The 18,671-nt window shown below is 69.6% G+C and carries 20 protein-coding genes, 1 tRNA gene, 1 other RNA gene and 4 pseudogenes; 13 read left to right on the top strand and 13 right to left on the bottom strand.

Annotation, left to right across the window (positions count from 1 at the left end; genetic code table 11):
- From AB1285_RS26300 to AB1285_RS26280, 5 genes are all read right to left on the bottom strand, one after another.
- Positions 1-1,009 (bottom strand): dihydroxy-acid dehydratase (locus AB1285_RS26300; RefSeq protein WP_429978208.1); only part of this gene is annotated, 1,009 nt, incomplete at its 3' end.
- A 9-nt stretch (positions 1,010-1,018) separates the two neighbouring features.
- Entirely contained in the window at positions 1,019-1,816 is a 798-nt protein-coding gene (otsB, locus tag AB1285_RS26295; RefSeq protein WP_187663919.1) for a trehalose-phosphatase, read from the bottom strand.
- Between the two features lie 40 nt (positions 1,817-1,856).
- Positions 1,857-3,263: an alpha,alpha-trehalose-phosphate synthase (UDP-forming) gene (locus AB1285_RS26290; protein WP_187663918.1), complete on the bottom strand. Its 1,407-nt coding sequence runs from the start codon at positions 3,261-3,263 to the stop codon at positions 1,857-1,859.
- Positions 3,264-3,326: 63 nt separating this feature from the next.
- Positions 3,327-3,470, bottom strand: a complete 144-nt coding sequence (locus tag AB1285_RS26285) for a hypothetical protein (RefSeq protein WP_429978207.1) — start codon at positions 3,468-3,470, stop codon at positions 3,327-3,329.
- Positions 3,451-4,311, bottom strand: a complete 861-nt coding sequence (locus tag AB1285_RS26280; RefSeq protein WP_429978206.1) for a hypothetical protein — start codon at positions 4,309-4,311, stop codon at positions 3,451-3,453. The genes AB1285_RS26285 and AB1285_RS26280 overlap by 20 nt, the downstream gene beginning before the upstream one ends.
- A 478-nt stretch (positions 4,312-4,789) precedes the next feature.
- Between AB1285_RS26280 and AB1285_RS26275 the strand changes: the two genes are divergently transcribed.
- Positions 4,790-5,092, top strand: coding sequence for a hypothetical protein (locus tag AB1285_RS26275; RefSeq protein WP_429978205.1), 303 nt, complete (start codon positions 4,790-4,792; stop codon positions 5,090-5,092).
- Between the two features lie 35 nt (positions 5,093-5,127).
- Here the strand turns inward: AB1285_RS26275 and AB1285_RS26270 are convergent, their stop codons facing one another.
- From AB1285_RS26270 to AB1285_RS26255, 4 genes and pseudogenes are all read right to left on the bottom strand, one after another.
- A complete protein-coding gene (locus AB1285_RS26270) occupies positions 5,128-5,358 on the bottom strand; it encodes a hypothetical protein (protein WP_429978204.1) in 231 nt (76 codons plus the stop codon).
- Between the two features lie 218 nt (positions 5,359-5,576).
- Positions 5,577-6,304: pseudogene (locus tag AB1285_RS26265) on the bottom strand (acetyl-CoA C-acyltransferase); the annotation flags it as partial.
- Positions 6,297-6,962, bottom strand: coding sequence for a CoA transferase subunit B (locus AB1285_RS26260; protein WP_429978203.1), 666 nt, complete (start codon positions 6,960-6,962; stop codon positions 6,297-6,299). The gene AB1285_RS26260 and the pseudogene AB1285_RS26265, both read right to left, overlap by 8 nt.
- A gap of 1 nt (position 6,963) precedes the next feature.
- Positions 6,964-7,737, bottom strand: coding sequence for a CoA transferase subunit A (locus tag AB1285_RS26255; protein WP_292797183.1), 774 nt, complete (start codon positions 7,735-7,737; stop codon positions 6,964-6,966).
- A 103-nt stretch (positions 7,738-7,840) separates the two neighbouring features.
- Between AB1285_RS26255 and AB1285_RS26250 the strand changes: the two genes are divergently transcribed.
- The 8 genes from AB1285_RS26250 to AB1285_RS26215 all read left to right on the top strand — a co-directional run bounded on the left by AB1285_RS26250 (position 7,841) and on the right by AB1285_RS26215 (position 12,737).
- Positions 7,841-8,629 carry an IclR family transcriptional regulator gene (locus AB1285_RS26250; RefSeq protein ID WP_259953924.1) on the top strand — a complete coding sequence of 263 codons (789 nt, stop codon included), beginning with the start codon at positions 7,841-7,843 and terminating at the stop codon, positions 8,627-8,629.
- 35 nt (positions 8,630-8,664) lie between these two features.
- Positions 8,665-9,102 (top strand): MarR family winged helix-turn-helix transcriptional regulator, encoded by a 438-nt coding sequence (locus AB1285_RS26245; RefSeq protein ID WP_259953925.1) that lies wholly within the window; start codon positions 8,665-8,667, stop codon positions 9,100-9,102.
- Entirely contained in the window at positions 9,099-10,337 is a 1,239-nt protein-coding gene (locus AB1285_RS26240) for an MFS transporter (RefSeq protein WP_268776418.1), read from the top strand. The genes AB1285_RS26245 and AB1285_RS26240 overlap by 4 nt, the downstream gene beginning before the upstream one ends.
- A gap of 21 nt (positions 10,338-10,358) precedes the next feature.
- The gene (locus AB1285_RS26235; RefSeq protein WP_370428915.1) at positions 10,359-10,841 is read left to right on the top strand and encodes a YbaK/EbsC family protein; all 483 of its coding nucleotides are present in this window, start codon (positions 10,359-10,361) and stop codon (positions 10,839-10,841) included.
- A 77-nt stretch (positions 10,842-10,918) separates the two neighbouring features.
- Positions 10,919-11,611: an SOS response-associated peptidase gene (locus tag AB1285_RS26230; RefSeq protein ID WP_268776420.1), complete on the top strand. Its 693-nt coding sequence runs from the start codon at positions 10,919-10,921 to the stop codon at positions 11,609-11,611.
- A gap of 145 nt (positions 11,612-11,756) precedes the next feature.
- Positions 11,757-12,098, top strand: a complete 342-nt coding sequence (locus AB1285_RS26225; RefSeq protein WP_187663908.1) for an ATP-dependent DNA ligase — start codon at positions 11,757-11,759, stop codon at positions 12,096-12,098.
- 82 nt (positions 12,099-12,180) lie between these two features.
- On the top strand, positions 12,181-12,432 hold the full coding sequence (locus tag AB1285_RS26220; RefSeq protein ID WP_187663907.1) for a hypothetical protein: 252 nt from the start codon (positions 12,181-12,183) through the stop codon (positions 12,430-12,432).
- A gap of 29 nt (positions 12,433-12,461) precedes the next feature.
- Positions 12,462-12,737 (top strand): hypothetical protein, encoded by a 276-nt coding sequence (locus AB1285_RS26215; protein ID WP_268776422.1) that lies wholly within the window; start codon positions 12,462-12,464, stop codon positions 12,735-12,737.
- Positions 12,738-12,965: 228 nt separating this feature from the next.
- Here the strand turns inward: AB1285_RS26215 and AB1285_RS26210 are convergent.
- Positions 12,966-13,038, bottom strand: a tRNA-Lys gene (locus AB1285_RS26210).
- Positions 13,039-13,115: 77 nt separating this feature from the next.
- Here AB1285_RS26210 and AB1285_RS26205 point away from each other — a divergent pair.
- The 3 genes and pseudogenes from AB1285_RS26205 to AB1285_RS26195 all read left to right on the top strand — a co-directional run bounded on the left by AB1285_RS26205 (position 13,116) and on the right by AB1285_RS26195 (position 14,825).
- Positions 13,116-13,992, top strand: a pseudogene (locus AB1285_RS26205) (inositol monophosphatase family protein).
- A 15-nt stretch (positions 13,993-14,007) separates the two neighbouring features.
- Positions 14,008-14,556 carry a hypothetical protein gene (locus AB1285_RS26200; RefSeq protein WP_280566405.1) on the top strand — a complete coding sequence of 183 codons (549 nt, stop codon included), beginning with the start codon at positions 14,008-14,010 and terminating at the stop codon, positions 14,554-14,556.
- 92 nt (positions 14,557-14,648) lie between these two features.
- Entirely contained in the window at positions 14,649-14,825 is a 177-nt protein-coding gene (locus AB1285_RS26195; protein ID WP_187663903.1) for a hypothetical protein, read from the top strand.
- 25 nt (positions 14,826-14,850) lie between these two features.
- On the opposite strand, the gene AB1285_RS26190 is transcribed toward AB1285_RS26195, so the two are convergent.
- Both AB1285_RS26190 and ssrA read right to left on the bottom strand, forming a co-directional pair.
- A complete protein-coding gene (locus tag AB1285_RS26190) occupies positions 14,851-15,192 on the bottom strand; it encodes a hypothetical protein (protein ID WP_187663902.1) in 342 nt (113 codons plus the stop codon).
- A gap of 678 nt (positions 15,193-15,870) precedes the next feature.
- Positions 15,871-16,242, bottom strand: a transfer-messenger RNA (tmRNA) gene (gene ssrA, locus AB1285_RS26185).
- A gap of 140 nt (positions 16,243-16,382) precedes the next feature.
- On the opposite strand from ssrA, the pseudogene AB1285_RS26180 reads away from it, so the two are divergent.
- Positions 16,383-16,901 (top strand): annotated as a pseudogene (locus AB1285_RS26180) (SIMPL domain-containing protein); the annotation flags it as partial.
- A 155-nt stretch (positions 16,902-17,056) separates the two neighbouring features.
- On the opposite strand, the pseudogene hflX reads toward AB1285_RS26180, so the two are convergent.
- Positions 17,057-18,572, bottom strand: a pseudogene (gene hflX, locus AB1285_RS26175) (GTPase HflX).
- Positions 18,573-18,671: the final 99 nt, after the last annotated feature.

The following is an 18,671-nucleotide window of genomic DNA, read 5'->3' as shown; positions in this document are numbered from 1 at the left end:
GCCGGTCGACGTCGTTCATGACGTACTTGCCGAACGGCTTCATGTCGGCCACGTGCGGGACCTTGTCGCCGATGCGGTTGAAGTCGTGCAGGCTCAGCTCGACCTCGGCCTCCCGGGCGATCGCGAGGAGGTGGAGCACGACGTTGGTCGAGCCGCCGAGGGCCATCGCGAGAGCGATCGCGTTCTCGAACGCCTCCTTGGTGAGGATGTCGCGCGTCGTGATGCCCTGACGGAGCAGGTTGACGACGGCCTCGCCCGACCGGTGCGCGAAATAGTCGCGGCGGCGGTCGGCAGCGGGCGGCGCGGCGGAGCCCGGCAGGCTGAGCCCGAGCGCCTCGGCGACGGAGGCCATGGTGTTGGCGGTGTACATGCCGCCGCACGCGCCCTCACCGGGAGCGATGGCGCACTCGATGCGCTTGAGGTCCTCCTCGCTCATGAGGCCGGCACGGCAGGCGCCGACCGCCTCGAACGAGTCGATGATCGTGACGTCCTTCTCGGTGCCGTCGGAGAGCTTGACCCAGCCCGGCGCGATCGACCCGGCGTAGAGGAAGACGCTCGACAGGTCGAGGCGCGCGCTGGCCATGAGCATGCCGGGGATCGACTTGTCGCAGCCCGCGAGCAGGACGGAGCCGTCGAGGCGCTCGGCCATCATCACGGTCTCGACCGAGTCGGCGATGACCTCGCGCGACACGAGCGAGAAGTGCATCCCCTCATGGCCCATCGAGATGCCGTCCGAGACGGAGATGGTGCCGAACTGCAGCGGGTAGCCACCGCCGGAGTGCACGCCCTCCTTCGCCCCCTGCGCCAACCGGTCGAGGCTCAGGTTGCAGGGCGTGATCTCGTTCCAGCTGGACGCGATACCGATCTGCGGCTTGTCCCAGTCGGCGTCCCCCATCCCGACCGCGCGGAGCATGCCGCGGGAGGTCGTGGCCTCGATGCCGTCGGTGACGACGCGACTGCGGGGCTTGATGTCGATGGGCGCGCTGGTGGAGGGATCATGCGAGGACATGACGAGAGTCTATTCCTGCGCGACGGCCCTCTCGTTCGCGAGCGTCTCCAGAAGCGCGGCGATCTGTTGTGGAGAGTCCACACGGAGGGTCGCGGCGCTCTCCCCCGGTCCGACGCGCACACCGAGGTCGCCCTCCTGCAGCACACGCATCGCATCCTCGTCTGTCACGTCGTCACCGGCGAAGAGGATGCCCGTCGCGTCGAAGCGCTCCCGAAGGGCGATCATCGCGGCGTCCTTGCCCTCGTTCCGCGACGAGAACTCCAGCACCCGATGGCCGGCGCGCCGGCGCCACTGCGGGAAGCGCTCGGCGACGAGGGCGTCGATCTCGGCGAAGACCCTCTCCTCCGTCTCCCGGTCCGCGCGACGGGTGTGCACGCCCATGCCGAAGGTCTTCGGCTCCAGCTCCGCGCCCTCGTAGCGGTCGATGATCGGCTGCGCGGCGGCCCACAGCTCCTCGCGCGCCCCGAGCTCGGTCGTGTCCCCCGGGGCGTCGGCGGCACCCTCACCGGGGAACCAGTACTGCGCGCCGTGGGAGCCGGCGAGGACGACCACGGAGTCGTCGGTGTGCTCGGTGATCTCTCTGAGGTCGTGCATGCTGCGACCGGAGACGTAGGCGACGATCGTGTCGGGCATCGCCGCGAGACGGGCCATCTGCACGGCGACCTCCGGCAGCGCCCGCGCGGCCATCGGGTCCGCGACGAGCGGGGACGCGGTGCCGTCGAAGTCGAGGGCCACGACCAAGCGCGGCGTCGTCGCGAGGGCGGTGAGGTCGGCGTCGGCGGTTCCGGGGATCCAGGGGCGCGTCACGGTGTCTCCGATCGAGAAGAAGGGTGTGCAGGGAGTGCGGTCAGCGGCGGCGGACGTCGGCCAGAGCGTCGAGGAAGGATGACGACCAGGCGTTCACATCGTTGTCCAGCACCCGGCGGCGGAGGGAGCGCATGCGCCGCGCCTGCTCGGCGGGGGACATCTCCACCGCCTCCATGATCGCGTCCTTGAGGCCCGCGATGTCGTGCGGGTTGACGCGCACGGCCTGGCGGAGCTCGTCCGCCGCGCCGGTGAACTCGCTGAGCACGAGGACGCCGCGGTTGTCTGTCCGGGTGGCCACGTACTCCTTCGCCACCAGGTTCATGCCGTCACGCAGCGCTGTCACGAGCATGACGTCGGCCGCGAGGTACAGAGCGACCATCTCCTCGCGCGGGTACCCCTGGTGGAGGTAGCGGATGGCGGAGTGACCGACCGTGTCGTGGTCGCCGTTGATGCGGGCCACCGCGAGCTCGATCTCGTCCCGGAGGTGCGCATAGGCGTCGACCCGCTCCCGGCTCGGGCTCGCCACCTGGATGAGGGTGACGTCCTCCACGTCCAGGCGGCCGTCTTCGAGGAGCTCGCCGTATGCCTTGATCCGGTGCCCGATGCCCTTGGTGTAGTCCAGGCGGTCGACGCCGAGGAGGATGCGTTTGGGGTTGCCGAGGCTGGCGCGGATCTCCGCGGCCCGCGCCCTGACGTCTTCGCGGGCGGCGAGTTCGAGGTACGGGGCGGTGTCGATGGAGATCGGGAAGGCCTTGGCGATGGCCGTCCGCGAGCCCCCCTCATCCGGGACCGCGATGCTCGACCCCTTCACCTCGTAGCGCAGCCGGCGCCGGACCGCGGTGAGGAAGTAGGTCGCGTCCTGCGCCCGCTGGAAGCCGATGACGTCGGCGCCGAGCAGTCCGCGCAGCACCTGGTCCCGCCAGGGAAGCTGGGCATAGAGGCCGTGGGCCGGGAAGGGGATGTGGTGGAAGTAGCCGATGGTGACGTCGGGGCGCAGCTCGCGGACCATCTGCGGCACCAGCTGGAGTTGATAGTCGTGCACCCAGACGGTGCCGTCCTGCGCGGCCGCGGCCGCGGCCGCCTCCGCGAAGCGTCGGTTCACCCGCACGTACGCGTCCCACCACTCGCGGTGATACTGCGGCGGCGCGATGACGTCGTGGTACAGCGGCCAGATCGTGTCGTTGGCGAAGCCCTCGTAGTAGTCGGCGACCTCGTCGGAGCTCAACGCCACCGGGATCAGGTGGATGCCGTCGGCGTCGAAGGCCTCGAGCTCCACGTCGGGCTGGCCCGGCCAGCCGACCCAGGCGCCGTGTACGCGGCGCATCATGGGCTCGAGCGCGGCGACGAGGCCGCCGGGCGACGTCCGCCAGGTCTCCTCGCCGTCGGGGCCCACGACCCGGTCCACCGGGAGGCGGTTGGCGACGACGACGAAATCAGCAGCGGTCACAGGGCACTCCTCGTCCAGTAGCTTCCAACCTATCGAGGATGCGCGCCGACCGCCGGTCCTCCCTCAGGCCTTGACAGCGGACGCCGCGCGGTGCACACCGCTGAGAGCCCAGTTCCCGAGGCCCGCCGCGAACGCGATGCCGGCCGCGATCATCGGGAGGACGAGCGCAGCGGAGGTGCCGAGGCTCTCAGCGATCTCCCCCGCCACCGCGGCGCCGATCGACTGACCGACGATCACGCCGGAGCCGAGCATCGTCATCACCGTCGCCGACCGGCCACGGGGGCTTCGAGCGGCTCCGAAGCTGTACTGGGTGACGAGGGTCGGACCGATGCCGATGCCCATGATGGCCAGGGCCAGCATCATGCCCGCCGGGGAGTCGACGATGCCGAGGAGCAGCGATCCGGCGAGCAGGATCCCGAGAACACGAGCCAGCGCGCGCGCAGGGAGAACCGGACGGGGAGCCAGGCGACGCCGAGGGCCAGCAGCGCGGAGCCGACGCCATCACGCCGTACAGCAGCCCCGCCTGCTCCGGGGCTCCGAGGTCGGCCATGAACGAGGTGAGCGTGGTGAGCATGGTGCGGAAGAAGATCCCGACGCCGAGGATGCCGAGGACGACGATGAGGAGCTGCGGACGGAACAGGTCGGACACGGCGGACGGTGCCCGACCGTCGTCGGTGCGGTCCTGGGAGACGTGCCGCCCGCTCGGGTGCAGGGCGAAGGCTCCGACGAACACCAGGGTCAGCGCGGCGGCCCCGACCAGCGGGGCCCACGGCGCGAGCGCCGAGGCGAGCACACCCACGAGGAAGGGCCCGAAGACGAAGACGGTCTCGTCCGCGGCCGACTCGTACGCCATCGTGCCGGAGACGGTGCGCGCGCGGCGCTCCGCGGGCATCCACTCGCCGATGATCGTCACCAACCGGGAGCGCGAGAGCGGCGCCACCTGGGGCGCGGTCGCGCCGATGCCGATCGCGGCGAGGAGCACGAACCCGTCAGCGGCCGGGCCGTAGACGACCGCCGTGAAGAGCAGGAGCATCGCCGCGTTGCCCACGGCGAGCGCGAGGAGGACCGTGCGCTGACCGAAGCGGTCGCGGCGGCGCCCAGGAGCGGTCCGAAGCAGGCGGTACCGAGACCGACCGCAGCCGAAGTGAGTCCGCCGAGGGAGAGCGACCCCCGCGCCGACACGACGACGGTGAGGACGCCGACCACCATCATGGCGAACGGCAGTCGCGCGATGAACGCGATGAGGAAGTACGGCAGGCCGGCGAGGCGGAAGAGGCTCGGCTCGGCGGTGTCAGGCGTGGTGCTGGTGTGTGTCATGGCTCTCGCGCGTCGATGACGCGTGTCGGGTGCCGCCGCTGTCCGCCGGAGACGCCGACGGCCGGTAGATACACGGTTTCTTGCGGCCGCGGGTGAACCGCGACCCTCCCATGATATCCGGTGGCCCTGGACGGACGCCCTGCCAGCCTCTCTCCCCCGGCTTGTCAAGGCTCCGTCCCCCGCGCCCCGGCTGCGGGTACCGTAGGGGCATGCGCTACCTCTTCAGCACCGGACTCGTCGCCGCGATCTCGGCTGGGATCTCGCTGCTGCGCGGCACCCGCAATGAACCCATCACCTGGCGGCTCTCTCCTGTCGTGGGTGAGCGTGGGGCATCACGATGGCGCTCGCGGTCGGCGCGGTCGTCGACATGCGCCGCGAACGCCACGGGCGTGCCGGTGGACGCCGACTCCCCACAGTCGGTGAAGAAGTCCAAGAAGGCGCAGCGTCTGCAGTTCCGTTCGCAGAAGGCCCTCGCCGATGCGCAGGGGCACGCCCAGGACAAGCGGTCCTGACGCACCCCCGCGCCTCCCGCGTCAACGGGTGAGGATCAGCGCCTCGCCCTGACCGCCGCCGGCCGCACAGGCCGACCGCCGCGGTTCCGCCACCCCGGCGGGGCCAGCTCGTGCGCGACGTGCACCACGAGACGGTTGCCGGAGGCGCCGATCGGATGACCGATCGCGATGCCGCCGCCGTGCACGTTGACGATGTCGCCGTGCAGCCCCGAGCTCGGTCTGCCGAGCGGGCGACCACGGCCCCGAACGCCTCGTTTGATCTCCACGAGATCCCAGATCCTGCGGCGTGATGCCCTGTTTTCGGCACGCGCTGCTCGATCGCCCGCGCCGGCTGCGCCTGGAGCGAGTTGTCCGGGCCGGCGGTCTGGCCGCTCGCCCCGACGGTCACGAGCACCGGCCAGCCTTTGGCCTCGGCCGTCCCACGCGTCGTGACGACCACGGCGGAGGCGCCGTCCGAGATCTGGGACGAGTTGCCTGCGGTGATCGACCCGCCCTCGGCGAAGGCGGCACGCAGTCCCGCGAGGGTCTCCACCGTGGTCTCGGGCGCACCCCCTCGTCTCGGGTCACCCGCACGGGCTCGCCCCGGCGCTGCGGCACCTCGGACGGCGACGATCTCCGCGTCCAGCACCCCCGCTCCTGGGCGGCGGCGGCCCGCTGATGCGAGAGCGCCGCCACCTGGTCCTGCATCTCTCTGGTGAGCTCGTATCGCGCGTTGTGCCGTTCCGTCGACGCGCCCATGCTCCTCCCGTCGTAGGCGTCCGTCAGCCCGTCGTAGGCCATGTGGTCGAGGACCTCGACGGTGCCGTAGGTCCAGCCGTCGCGCGATCCCATGAGCAGGTGCGGCGCGCGGGTCATGGACTCCATGCCGGCGGCGAACGACCACCTCGGCGTCCCCGGTCCGGATCATGCGCGCCGCGTCGATCACCGCGGTGAGCCCGGACAGGCACCCTTGTTCACGGAGTGCGCGGGGCACGTCCCAGCCGATCCTGCGCCGATCGCCGCCTGACGGCGGCGTTCTGCCCGGATCCGGCGGCGAGCACCTGTCCCACGATCACCGCGTCGACGTCTGCCGGATCCACTCCCCCCCTGCTCCAGGGCGCCGCGGATCGCGAACGATCCGAGCTGCGGCGCGGTGAAGGCGGCGAGCTGTCCTTTCAGCCGGCCCTGCGGGGTGCGCGCCGCGGCGACGATGACGACATCGTTCTCACTCATTGCTCGGTCCTTCCGTTCTCCAGTTCCGGGCGAGGCGGAGGGACGGCTCCGTGGCCTCCCGTACCTGCTGCACCGTGACATCGGGCGCGACCTCGACCAGCACGAGGCCCTCCCGCGTCACGTCGATCACCGCGAGGTCCGTGATGATCCGGTCCACGACGCCGCGGCCGGTCAGCGGCAGCGTGCAGGCGTCGACGATCTTCGCCGAGCCGTCCTTGGCGACGTGCTCCATCAGCACGATCACCCGTCCGGCGCCGTGCACGAGGTCCATGGCGCCCCCGGGGCCCTTGACCATCTTGCCCGGGATCATCCAGTTCGCGAGGTCGCCGGAGGCAGAGACCTGCATCGCCCCGAGGATGGCGGCATCGATCTTCCCGCCGCGGATCATGCCGAAGCTGAGGGCGGAGTCGAAGAACGCCGCTCCGGGGAGCGTGGTCACCGTCTCCTTCCCCGCGTTGATGAGATCCGGGTCGACCTCGTCCTCCCGCGGGTAGGGCCCGACCCCGAGGATGCCGTTCTCCGACTGCAGCACCACGGTCACGTCGGACGGGACGTGGTTCGGGACGAGCGTGGGCAGGCCGATGCCGAGGTTCACGTACGCGCCGTCCGGGAGCTCGACCGCAGCGCGCGCGGCCATCTGATCTCTGGTGAGCGCCATGTCAGGCTCCTTCCGCGGCGACGGTCCGCCGCTCGATGCGCTTGGGGATGTCCTCGCCGACCTCGACGATCCGGTGCACGAAGACCCCGGGCAAGTGGATCGTGTCCGGATCCAGCTCCCCCGGTTCCACGAGCCGCTCCACCTGCGCGATGCACACGCGTCCGGCCATCGCGGCGAGCGGGTTGAAGTTCCGGGCTGCCTTGCGGAACACGAGGTTGCCGTGCCGGTCGCCGCGCGCCGCATGCACCAGGGCGAAGTCGGTGGTGATGGCCTCCTCCAGCACGAACTCGCGGGGCTCGCCGTGCACCGCGAACGTGCGCACGTCCTTGGGCGGTGATCCCACCGCGATCGATCCGTCGGGGTGATACCGGCGGGGCAGGCCCCCGTCGGCCACCTGGGTGCCGACGCCCGTCTGGGTGTAGAACGCGGCGATCCCGGATCCTCCCGCTCGCAGCTTCTCGGCGAGCGTGCCCTGCGGCGTCAGCTCCAGCTCGAGCTCCCCGGACAGGAACTGCCGCTCGAACTCCTTGTTCTCCCCCACGTACGACGAGGTCATCTTGCGGATGCGCTGCGCGGCGAGCAGCACGCCGAGCCCCCAGTCGTCCACCCCGCAGTTGTTGCTCACCACGCTCAGGTCGGTCGTGCCCTGTGCGAGGAGCGCTTCGATGAGCGCGATCGGGTTCCCGGAGAGTCCGAAGCCTCCGACGGCGAGCGAAGCGCCGTCCGGAATGTCGGCGACGGCGGCCTCCGCGGATTCCCACTGCTTGTCGATCACGTCTGCTCCTTCGGTTCCGTGTCCCCACCAGCCTCCCGCCCCGGCGGAGTCACGGCCAGCTCCCTCTTGCGATGTGGACGCCCGCGCCACTAGCGTCCACGATGTGGACACTGCGACGAACCCCGTCCCCGGCACTCAGGCTGTCGCGCGGGCGGCGCGGCTCCTGCGACTGGTGACGGCCGCCGGCACCGACGGCGCCACCCTGCAGGAACTCGCCGGCAGCGCCGGTCTCTCCCGCCCCACGACGCATCGCCTGCTCAGCGCCCTGCGCGTGGAGGGGCTCGTGGACCGGGACGGCGACAGCAGCCGCTGGATGCCGGGACCCGAGCTTTTCCTCATGGGATCCGTGGCCGCCGCTCGATACGACGTGACGGCCCTGGCCCGGGACATCGTGCGGTCGCTCGCCGTGAAGACCGAGGAGAGCGCCTTCTTCTCCGTCCGGCGCGCGGACGAGACGGTCTGCCTGCTGCGCGAGGAGGGCTCGTTCCCCATCCGCTCCTTCGTGCTGAGCGAGGGGGTGCGCTTCCCGCTCGGAGTGGCGAGCGCCGGCCTCGCGATCCTCGCGTTCCTCCCCGACCATGATGTGGATGCCTATCTGGAGCGCCATCCTGAGCTCGTCGAGAGCTGGGGGCGCGCTCATGGCGAGCGCCCGCTGCGGAAGCGCCTCGCCGAGACGAAGGAACGCGGATTCGCCGTCAACCCCGGCCTGATCGTCGAGGGGAGCTGGGGCCTCGGCGCGGCGGTGTTCGACCGTGCAGGGCGCCCGGAGTGGGCGCTCAGCCTCACCGGTGTCGCCTTCCGCTTCGGCCCGGAGCGTCAGGCCGAGCTGGGCCGGATCCTCCTCGCCCACGCCCATCAGCTCTCGGCGAGGATCGCCCACGCCCGGCGGTGACCTCGATACATATCAGTAGGTATATACTTTCTGGTATGAATCGCTCGGAGGTCATCCCGTCACTCGTCCTGTCGGGGTACGCGCTGGGCCGCATCGCCGCCCAGGACGCAGGGAACGACGCCCCCGCGGCGCAGTGGCGGGTGCTCAGCCTGCTCGATCAGTCCGGTCCCCGCCGTGTCGGCGAGCTCGCCGCAGCAGCTCGCACCACGCAGCCCGGGATGACCCGGCTGCTCGGCACGCTCGAACGCGAGGGTCTCGTGCATCGCTCCCCCGATGCCGACGACTCCCGTGCCACCGTCGTCGCCGTGACCCGGGACGGGACGGCGGCCCTGACTGCCTGGCGCTCCGAGTTCCGGGAGACGATCGCGCCGCGGTTCGCCGACCTCGACGACGATGACTGGCACGCCCTCACCCGTGCGGCAGAGATCCTCGCCGCCCGCACCTCCGCAGACCGGACAGGAGAGATCCGTTGAACACCGCCCCCGCATCCCGCACCCCATCGGTCTGGAAGCAGCCCGCCCAGGTGTGGGCCGTCGCCTTCGCGTGCGTCGTCGCCTTCATGGGCATCGGCCTCGTCGATCCGATCCTCCCGGCGATCGCGGAGTCCCTGGAAGCGACGCCGGTCGAGACGGAGCTCCTGTTCACCAGCTACCTCCTGGTCACCGGCCTCGCGATGCTCGTCACGAGCTGGATCTCCAGCCGGATCGGCGCCAAGGCCACGCTCCTGGTCGGACTCGGCCTGATCGTGGTGTTCGCCTTCCTCTGCGCGATCAGCGGCAGCGTCGACGCCGTCATCGGATTCCGGGCCGGCTGGGGTCTGGGCAACGCGCTGTTCATCTCGACCGCGCTGGCCACCATCGTCGGCGCGGCATCCGGCGGCAGCAGTGCGGCGATCGTGCTGTACGAGGCTGCTCTCGGCCTCGGCATCGCCGTGGGCCCGCTGCTCGGCGGCATCCTCGGCGAGCAGAGCTGGCGCGGACCGTTCTTCGGCGTCGTCGCCCTGATGGCCATCGCGTTCATCGCCGTCCTGGTGCTGCTGCGAGGGCCGGGCGAGAAGCGCACCCCCGTGAAGTTCTCCGCCCCCTTCACCGCTCTGCGCCGTCCCGCTCTCGCGATCCTCGCCGTGGCCGCCCTGTTCTACAACATCGGCTTCTTCGTGCTGCTGGCGTTCTCGCCGTTCCCCCTGGGCTTCGGGGCCATGGGCATCGGCCTGACGTTCTTCGGCTGGGGCGTCGCCCTCGCGGTCACCAGCGTGTGGGTCGCGCCCGTGCTGATGCGCCGGATGCCGAGGACCCACGTCATCCTCACCGTGCTGCCGCTGCTCGCCGTCGACCTCGTCGTCGCGGGGCTGGTGGTCGCCGAACCTGCCTCTCTCGTCGTGTGCATCATCGTGGGCGGCCTGCTGCTCGGCGTCATGAACACCGTGCTGACCGAAGCCGTGATGGAGGCGACCGACCTCCCCCGCTCCGTCGCCTCCTCGGCCTACTCCGCGGTCCGCTTCCTCGGCGGCGCGATGGCCCCGCCGATCGCGGCGCTCCTGTGGCACCTGTTCAGCGCGACCGTGCCGTACCTCTTCGCCGCCGCCGCCGTCCTTCTGGCAGCGCTGACGATCCTCCTCGGCCGGAAGGTCCTCGCGCACATCGACGACGAACCTGCAGACGCGACCGCGGAGGACGCGGCGGCGATCCTCGTCGGTGACGCCGGCTGACCGCTCGACTACCGTGGGGGCATGAGCGACCCCTCTTCCCTCCCCGAGCGCAGCCGACGGGTGCAGGAGCACCTCCTTGCGGCCGGTGTCGAGACCGAGATCCGGGTCCTGCCGGACTCGGCACGCACCGCTGCGGAGGCGGCGGCCGCCATCGACTGCGACGTCGCCGCGATCGCCAACAGTCTCGTCTTCCTCGCCGACGGCCGCCCCGTCCTCGTCATGACCAGCGGCGGGCACCGGGCGGATCTCGCCGTTCTCGCGCGGAGCATCGGGGCGCGTGCGGTGGCCATGGCGCAACCCGCCGTCGTCCGTGAGGCCACAGGACAGGCGATCGGCGGCGTGGCGCCCGTCGGCCATCCCGCACCCCTCCCCACCTTCATCGACAGCGCCCTGCAGCAGCACGACGCGATCTGGGCGGCGGCGGGCCATCCGCACACCGTCATGCCGCTGACCTTCGCCCAGCTGTCGAGCCTCACCGCCGGCACGGTGATCGAGGTCGTCTGACCGGATGTCCGCGCCATGCCCCATGATGGAGGCGATACCGGCCGCGGTCGGGTGACCGACGACAGGGAGGCGACGACATGTGCGGACGATTCGCGAACGACGCGACGACGGACGAGCTGATCCGGGAGTTCGTCGCCGAGGGCGGCCGACCGGAGGACTGGTGGAAGTCCTGGCACGGCGCCTACTCGATCGCGCCCACCGAGAGCGCCCCCATCGTCCGGGACCGGGGTGAGGGCCACATCCTCGAACTCGTGCGGTGGGACTGGCAGAGTCCCCCCAACCGTCCCCAGCGCGCCCCGCTGATCAATGCACGGATGGAGAAGCTCGCCGCCGGATTCTGGGCGCCGGCGTTCTCCGCGGCCCGCTGCCTCGTCCCGATGCGCGGGTACTTCGAGTGGACAGGTGAGAAGGGGCACAAGACGCCGCATTTCCTCCACGGGGACGGCCTGCTCGCCGCCGCCGGCCTCACCTGGTCGATGGAGCACGAGGGCGAGAAGGTGCGCTGCTTCGTCGTCGTCACCAGGGAGGCGCGCGACGCCGGCGGCGAGGTGCACGACCGGATGCCCGCCTTCCTGACCCCCGACACGTGGGACGCCTGGCTCACACCGGAGAAGCTCGCCGGGCAGACCAAGTTGGACACGCTGGCAATGCTCGATCACACCTCCGCCGACGTCGCGGCGACGCTCCGCGGCCACGTCGTGGACCGCAAGGTGAGCAACACCCGCACCGTCGACCCGTCCGATCCCACGCTTCTCGATCCGGTGGCCTGAAACGGGGAGACACGCGACGACGCACGACACCCCGGTCGGGTAGGAGAACGGGCAGAAGTGTGAAACGCTGAGCACACCCCACACCAGCGGTCATCGCGTCCGCGCCTCTTGGCACAGGTTCCCGTGGCGAGAAGGGAATCTTGCAATGGGCAAGTTCATCTACGAGAACAGCGTCAAGGTCGATATCGAAGACCGCGCTCTCACTCACATCCAGCTGGTCATGACCGCGAAGCTCCGCCGTGGCGAGCCCTTCGGCTTCACGTGGAAGGACGACGTCAGCATGGGCGGCGGCCGGACGACGGTCTGGATCCATGCCGGCAGCTCGCTCGTGTACAAGTACCACGGCAGCCGGCAGCCCAGCGTGAACCGCGCCTGGATCGAGGCTCTCGCATTCACGGCGAACGCCCCGAGCGGGCTGTATCTCGTCCCCGAGCCCGCGGAGCAGCAGCAGCCGGACGAGCGCGAGAGCGCTCTCACGCGCTCCTAACACGCCGACGGAGCGGGTTCAACCCCCCCTTCGTATCGGTCCTGTCCCTTCGTACCGTGGAGCCATGGGGAACCATACGGGAATGACGACGACGCACATCGAGATCGATGGGCACGACTTCCTCCTGCCTCGCAGCACGGACGTCGCGGACCTCATGTCTCGGATCGAAGCGGCCGCCCGCTCGCAACCGACCTTCGTCGACTTGGCGACGGGCGATGCGCTGACGAGCGTGCTCATCACGGCCCAATCCCGGGTGGTCGTCTACCTCATCCGCGAGGACACGGGGCAGGATGCCCCCATCGACGCCCGTTCGACGCTCGACTGGGATCTCTGAGGAGCACGGCCCGCTCGTAGACTGGACCGATGCTCGTCGCTCTCATCCGCCCCCGAGGATCCATGACCGTCGACGTCACCGGGACATCCCTCGAAGACGTCCACACGCAGCTCGATGCTCATCGCGAGCCGGGCTACGCGCTCACGTCCGCCCCGGTGCGCATGCTCAAGGGCGAGGCGAAGATGGAGGCGACGGGAACGTTCCATCGCATCGACGGCGTCGAGCAGATCGAGGCCGACGACATGGCAGGCATCGAGGCCAAAGTGCCCGAGGGCTGGCAGTTGCTGTCCGTCCGTCGCGCCTGACGCGCGAACCGCCCACCCGAGCGCGCGTTTCCCCCTCGCGCAGGTCGACCCGCACGCTCCGTGCGGGCTCGAAAAGGCTCCTGCCCTAGCCTGCAGAGGTGCGGTTTCGATCCCGCTAAGAGCACCCTGGCGGCCGGCATGGACGCGACCGTGGATGCAGCGAGCGTCTCGTTCGTACAGACAAAAGAAAAAGCCTCGGAGATGGCGAGATCTCTGAGGCTTGTTCCGTGCACCCCCAGGGACTTGAACCCTGAACCCACTGATTAAGAGTCAGTTGCTCTGCCGATTGAGCTAGAGGTGCGTGGCCCGGGATAACCCCGACCGAGGAATTACATTACCAGCGGTTGGCGTCGAGACGAAATCCACGGCGACCCGGGCGTGGCTCGGGCGTTTCGCCCCGCGATCCTGGCCGATGGTCTCTGCGGCTGCGTCGATGACGGCGACTATTCTGAGAGCGTGACCGCCACTTCCGACGCCGCTGACCTGCGCGCAGATCTCCAGCTCGCCCTTCGCCTCGCCGACGCCGCGGACGCGCAGTCGCTCCCCCGGTTCGACGCTGCGGATCTGGAGATCTCCACGAAGGCGGATCACTCCCACGTGACCGACGCCGACCTCGCCACGGAGCGCGCGATCCGCCGACTCCTCGAGGAGGAACGTCCCGACGACGGCATCTTCGGCGAGGAGTTCGGCGCCCAGGGCAGCACCGTCCGGCAGTGGATCATCGATCCGATCGACGGCACGGCGAACTTCCTCCGGGGCGTCCCGCTGTGGGGCACGATGATCGCTCTCGCGATCGACGGTGTGCCACGGGTCGGCGTGGTCAGCATGCCGGCGCTCGGTCGACGGTGGTGGGCGGCGACGGGACACGGCGCCTGGACCGTCGATGACCGCACGGAGCGACGCCTCGCCACCTCCTCCGTCTCGGCGCTGGATGAGGCCAGCGTGAGTTTCCAGAGCATCGCCCAGTGGCGCGACGCCGGGCAGCTGGACGCCCTGCTGCGTCTGAGCGAGCACGTCTGGCGCGATCGGGGCGTACGGCGATGTCTATGCGTACATGCTCCTGGCGGAGGGACGATTGGAAGCCGTCGCCGAGTTCGATGTGAAGGAATACGACATCGCCGCCGCCGTGGCCATTGTCACCGAGGCGGGTGGGCGCATGACGGCTTTCGACGGTTCCGAGACGATCTCGGCGCGCTCGACACTCGCCACCAACGGCATCCTTCACGACGACTTCCTCCGTCTTCTGCACGACTGATACCTCCGAGGCACCATGAACCCCCGACGACTCGCGGCTCTGACCAGCCTCGTACTGATCGGGGCGCTCCTCACGGCGTGTACCGACGACGGCGCACCCGACCCGTCGCCCTCGCAGGAGCCCACGTCCGCCGCGGGTGACGCCGCGGCGACGCCGGCGGCCACGGATGAGCTGACGTGCGAGTCGATGATCTCGGAGGGCACGGTCGCCGCCCTCACCGAAGCCGGGTGGACCGCCGAGCCGCGGGAATTCCGCGTCGGCGGCGTCGAGCTCTCGGAGGGACTCCTGTGCTTCTGGGCGGACTTCACCGTCCCGTCCGATCACGGTCAGATGTACGGCTGGTCTGCGCTCTCCCCCGCCGACGCCGAACGGGCGCGGGAGGGCCTCGAGGACGAGGGCTGGCGGAGCGAGGAGAGCGCCCAGGGCGTCTACGTCACGGAGGACCCTCAGTACGCGATGAGCACCGACGAAGACGGCTACGGCATGACGTACCTCTTCGGCGACGGCTGGGTGAAGGTCGCCGACACCAAACAGGGGCTGCTTCTGGTCGAAGGCCGGGACTGAGCAGCGCATCATCCCGACGACGTTGTCAAGCGTCTGGGCTCCTCTCCGCGGAGAGAGCATGCTGGAGGTATTCGTCGAGGAAAGGAACGCGCATGGCTAACGACAGCGACCGCAACGACATCAGCACCGAGCCCTCCCCCGGCCCGGAGGAGAACGACAACCTCGGCGCCGAGGACAACAAGGGCGAGCCGCGAACGGTTCCGCCCACGGATGGGTCCGACGATGACGGGGACGACGTCCTCGCGGAGGATCCGGACCGCTCGCACTGAGCCTGTCGAACACAGGAGCCCCGCCTCATGACGAGGCGGGGCTCCTGTCGTCTCGTCCGGGCGTCGACCCCTGGACGATCTCGTCGACGAGGTGGATCCCCCCAGTCGAGTTGGCCGACTGCATCAGATCCTCGATCCACTGCGGATTCAGTTTCGGCGGCTCCCGACCTTCGAACGTGAAGCGCAGCGGGATCGCCGGATGCAGCCAGATCGTAGAGCGACCGTAGGCCTCTCCCTCGGGGTGGGTCCAGGACACCGTGAAGCTCTCGTTGCGTCGGAGCTTCGTCGCGATCACGACCTTGAGGTGCGCGAGCGCTCGGTCTTCGATGTGGAGCTGGCTCGTGCCGTCGTACATGATGAACCCCATGTGCGAATCGTAGGCCCCGCGTTCCATCCGTCACCAGAGGCAGTCAGGTCCTCTGGAGTTCATGGCCGCCGGGATCTGAGCGCGAGCATGTCTGTATGAGCGCCCACCGCTGAGTGACGTCCCCCGAAGAGGGGACAGACGGCTCCTGGCATACGTCGATACTCTGGCCGGATCAGGGGACTCGTGCGAGATACGAGAGGTGCGAGCGTCGATGGCCGGTCACGCCGATCATCGCCCGGCGCTCATGATCGGAAGGACTTCTCGATGACGATCGATGTCGTTGCGGAGCCGCTGGTGGCAGCAGTCCGCGAGGCGTGGGCCAGGGCGCGGGGAACGATCCTCGTGCCCTCGGATTCCAGCTGACGGAGGTGACGGTCGATGCCCGGATCGTTGACTGCTCAGGGTGCCGACCCCCGCCGGCTCGCGATTCGGCATGCGCGTGGCGCTCCCCGAATGCCGCGCGGTGGGGAGGGTCGTGTCCAGGGCGGAGAGGGGACATCAGAGCACTGGGGCGCTGTGGAGCGTCATCGTCCCCCCTCATGGAGGAGCTGGAGACGGACGCCGCGCACCGCTTCCATCCGGACGCCGACGGCGTCCGCTGGGTGACCTCATAGGAGAAGCCCCGGTGTCCCGGACGAGAGTCCGAGCCACCGGGGCTTCTTTCTGGTGACAGCGACCTGGTGGAGCTGGGGGGAATCGAACCCCCGTCCAACGCTGAGTCTCCACGCCTTCTCCGGGCGCAGTCTGTGGAAGCGTTCTGCTCGGCTCCGACCTTTGTCACAGACACCTAAGTCGACGAGCCCAGCCTGGGAAGAGTCCCACGTGACGTCCAGACGCCGTCACGCAGCAAGATTCCTAGATGACGCCAGGATCCGTATCGGAATCACATACGGTCTGACGGACTATCGGGCTCGCTTAGGCAGCGAGGGGCGAAGTCGTTGCGCTTGGTTTCGGCAACTATTGTTTTGCAGAGAGCGTTTACGAGATAACTCTGCATCCTCGGCCCGCTTCTCGTGGATTCACAGGCGCTGTCGAAAACCGATCAGCCCCGTGGTCCTTCTCTCGAAGGAGCCGCTGTCACACTGTGGAATTGTCACTCCGGGCGATGAGCACCCGAGTATCTCAGACTACAACGTTCGCGCCTCGGCCGCCATTCCCCGCCGCCGATGCCCGTCGCGTAGAGTCGGCCCATGAGCGATGTGACAGTCACCGTCCGCGGCGAACACGAGGCGCGTCTGTCGCCGGAACGGGCGACCATCCGCGTCACGGTGCGCGCAGAGGGTCCGGAGCGCGCGACCGTCGTCGACCACGTCCTGCGTCTGACCGAACCCGTCCGCAGCAGCATCGTGGGACGTGTGGATGCCGGCACCGCCCTCGACTGGAGCAGCACGCGACTCTCGGTGCGTGCCGAGCGCCCGTGGAATGCCGAGGGGAAGCGTCTCGCCCCGGTGTACTACGCGAGCATCGACGTGACCGCGACCTTCGCGGAGGCCTCGGAGCTTTCCCTCTGGATCTCCGATATCTCCGCGTGGGACGGTGTCGAGATCGGTTGGGTCGACTGGCATCTCACCCCGGAGACCCGCGTCCGCGTGGAACGAGAGGTCGCCGCACAGGCCGTCGGCGTGGCCGTGACGAGGGCCGAGGCCTACGCCGCTGCTCTCGGTCTCGCCCAGGTGACTCCCGTGGAGATCGCTGACACCGGCCTGCTCTCCTCCACGACGCCGGCGCCGGGCGCTCCGCTCGGGAGGCACGCGGCGCCGTCGCCTTCGCGGCCGATGCCGCCCCGGCCATGGAGTACGAGCCGCAGGATATCGTGCTCACGGCAACCGTCGAGGCGCGGTTCCTCGCTCGCTGACCCGCGCCCTCAGTCGGCGACGACGAAGGGGGCGAGGTCGGCGGCGAGGCGCTCCGACACGTGCGCGTGGACGGCGGTACCCGCCTCCTCGTGCTCGACCGATAGCAGCATCCCGGTCTCGTGGATCGCGGCGACAAGGTCTCCACGGTCGTAAGGGATCACGGCGTGGAGCTCGACCGCGGGCTTCGGCAGGGCCTCCTCGATGGCTGCACGGAGTTCGGCGATGCCCTCCCCCGACCGCGACGACACGAAGTGCGCCCGCGGCTCCAGGCCGCGGAGAACCAGCCGCTCGTCTTCGGGGATCAGATCGGCCTTGTTGAAGACGACGAGCTCCGGCATGTCACGCACACCGACGTCGCCCATCACGTCACGCACGGTCTGCAGCTGTCCGGCCGGATCGGGGTGCGAGCCGTCGACCACGTGGAGGACGACGTCTGCGTCCCCCGACCTCCTCCAGCGTCGAACGGAAGGCTTCGACGAGCTGGTGCGGCAGGTTGCGCACGAAGCCGACGGTGTCGGTCAGCGTGTACACGCGGCCGTCCTCGGTCTCCGAGCGCCGCACGGTCGCGTCGAGGGTGGCGAACAGCGCGTTCTCCACGAGGACGCCCGCGCTCGTCAGCGCATTGAGCAGACTGGACTTTCCGGCGTTCGTGTATCCGGCGATGGCGACAGACGGGATCGTGTTCCGCTTGCGCTCGGCGCGCTTCGCCTCACGCGCCGGGGCGAAGTCGCGGATCTGCTTTGCGCAGCAGCGCCATCTTCGTCCGGATGCGTCGACGGTCGAGCTCGATCTTCGTCTCACCAGGACCGCGCGAACCCATACCGGCGCCGCCGGCGCCGACCTGTCCACCGGCCTGACGGCTCATCGATTCACCCCAACCACGCAGGCGCGGCAGCAGGTACTCGAGCTGTGCGAGCTCGACCTGGGCCTTGCCCTCCCGGCTTTTGGCATGCTGGCTGAAGATGTCGAGGATCACAGTGGTCGGTCGATCACCTTGACCTTCACGACGTCCTCGAGCGCTCGTCGCTGGCTGGGCGCCAGCTCGGTGTCGGCGATGACCGTGTCGGCGCCGACCGCCGCGACGATGTCCCTTCAGCTCCTGGGCCTTGCCTCGCCCGAGGTAGGTGGCGGCATCCGGGTGCGGGCGGCGCTGCAGCACGCCGTCGAGCACGACCGCGCCCGCTGTCTCCGCGAGCGCCGCGAGTTCGCGCAGCGAATTCTCCGCGTCCTCCTGGGCACCCTGCGGGTACAACCCCGACGAGCACGACGTTTTCCAGCCGGAGCTGGCGGTACTCGACCTCGGTGACGTCCTCGAGTTCGGTGGACAGACCACCCACGCGCCGCAGCGCGTGCCGATCTTCGAGGTCCCACTGTTCGCCGTCGGCCGTCGAATGCGCGGCCCGTCGCTTCGTCCTGGAGTGCCTGCGCGGCGCCGAACGTGCGCACCTCGGAGCGCTTCTCTGCGTTCGCCAGCACGCGGTCGACCGTCTGGTCGTCGGTGGAGGGTGTCTTCGTCTCCGTCATCCGTTCCTGTCTCTGGTTTCCTCGCGAGCCTTAACCTTAGCCCGCGCTGTCCGGTACGCTCACCGTATGGGGTCCGACCACTATTTCACTGCGGCCCCG

The organism is Microbacterium sp. NRRL B-14842 (genome assembly GCF_050470785.1).
This window is presented reverse-complemented; position numbering and strand designations above follow the sequence as displayed.

What these genes read in the sequence shown, in the direction of transcription:
- AB1285_RS26275 (WP_429978205.1), top strand. Translation starts at nt 4,790, where the DNA reads ATGCGCTACCTCTTCAGCACCGGACTCGTCGCCGCGATCTCGGCTGGG.
- AB1285_RS26260 (WP_429978203.1), bottom strand. Translation starts at nt 6,962, where the DNA reads ATGGCGCTCACCAGAGATCAGATGGCCGCGCGCGCTGCGGTCGAGCTC.
- AB1285_RS26245 (WP_259953925.1), top strand. Translation starts at nt 8,665, where the DNA reads ATGAATCGCTCGGAGGTCATCCCGTCACTCGTCCTGTCGGGGTACGCG.
- AB1285_RS26235 (WP_370428915.1), top strand. Translation starts at nt 10,359, where the DNA reads ATGAGCGACCCCTCTTCCCTCCCCGAGCGCAGCCGACGGGTGCAGGAG.
- AB1285_RS26230 (WP_268776420.1), top strand. Translation starts at nt 10,919, where the DNA reads ATGTGCGGACGATTCGCGAACGACGCGACGACGGACGAGCTGATCCGG.
- AB1285_RS26225 (WP_187663908.1), top strand. Translation starts at nt 11,757, where the DNA reads ATGGGCAAGTTCATCTACGAGAACAGCGTCAAGGTCGATATCGAAGAC.
- AB1285_RS26220 (WP_187663907.1), top strand. Translation starts at nt 12,181, where the DNA reads ATGACGACGACGCACATCGAGATCGATGGGCACGACTTCCTCCTGCCT.
- AB1285_RS26215 (WP_268776422.1), top strand. Translation starts at nt 12,462, where the DNA reads ATGCTCGTCGCTCTCATCCGCCCCCGAGGATCCATGACCGTCGACGTC.
- AB1285_RS26200 (WP_280566405.1), top strand. Translation starts at nt 14,008, where the DNA reads ATGAACCCCCGACGACTCGCGGCTCTGACCAGCCTCGTACTGATCGGG.
- AB1285_RS26195 (WP_187663903.1), top strand. Translation starts at nt 14,649, where the DNA reads ATGGCTAACGACAGCGACCGCAACGACATCAGCACCGAGCCCTCCCCC.
- AB1285_RS26190 (WP_187663902.1), bottom strand. Translation starts at nt 15,192, where the DNA reads ATGGGGTTCATCATGTACGACGGCACGAGCCAGCTCCACATCGAAGAC.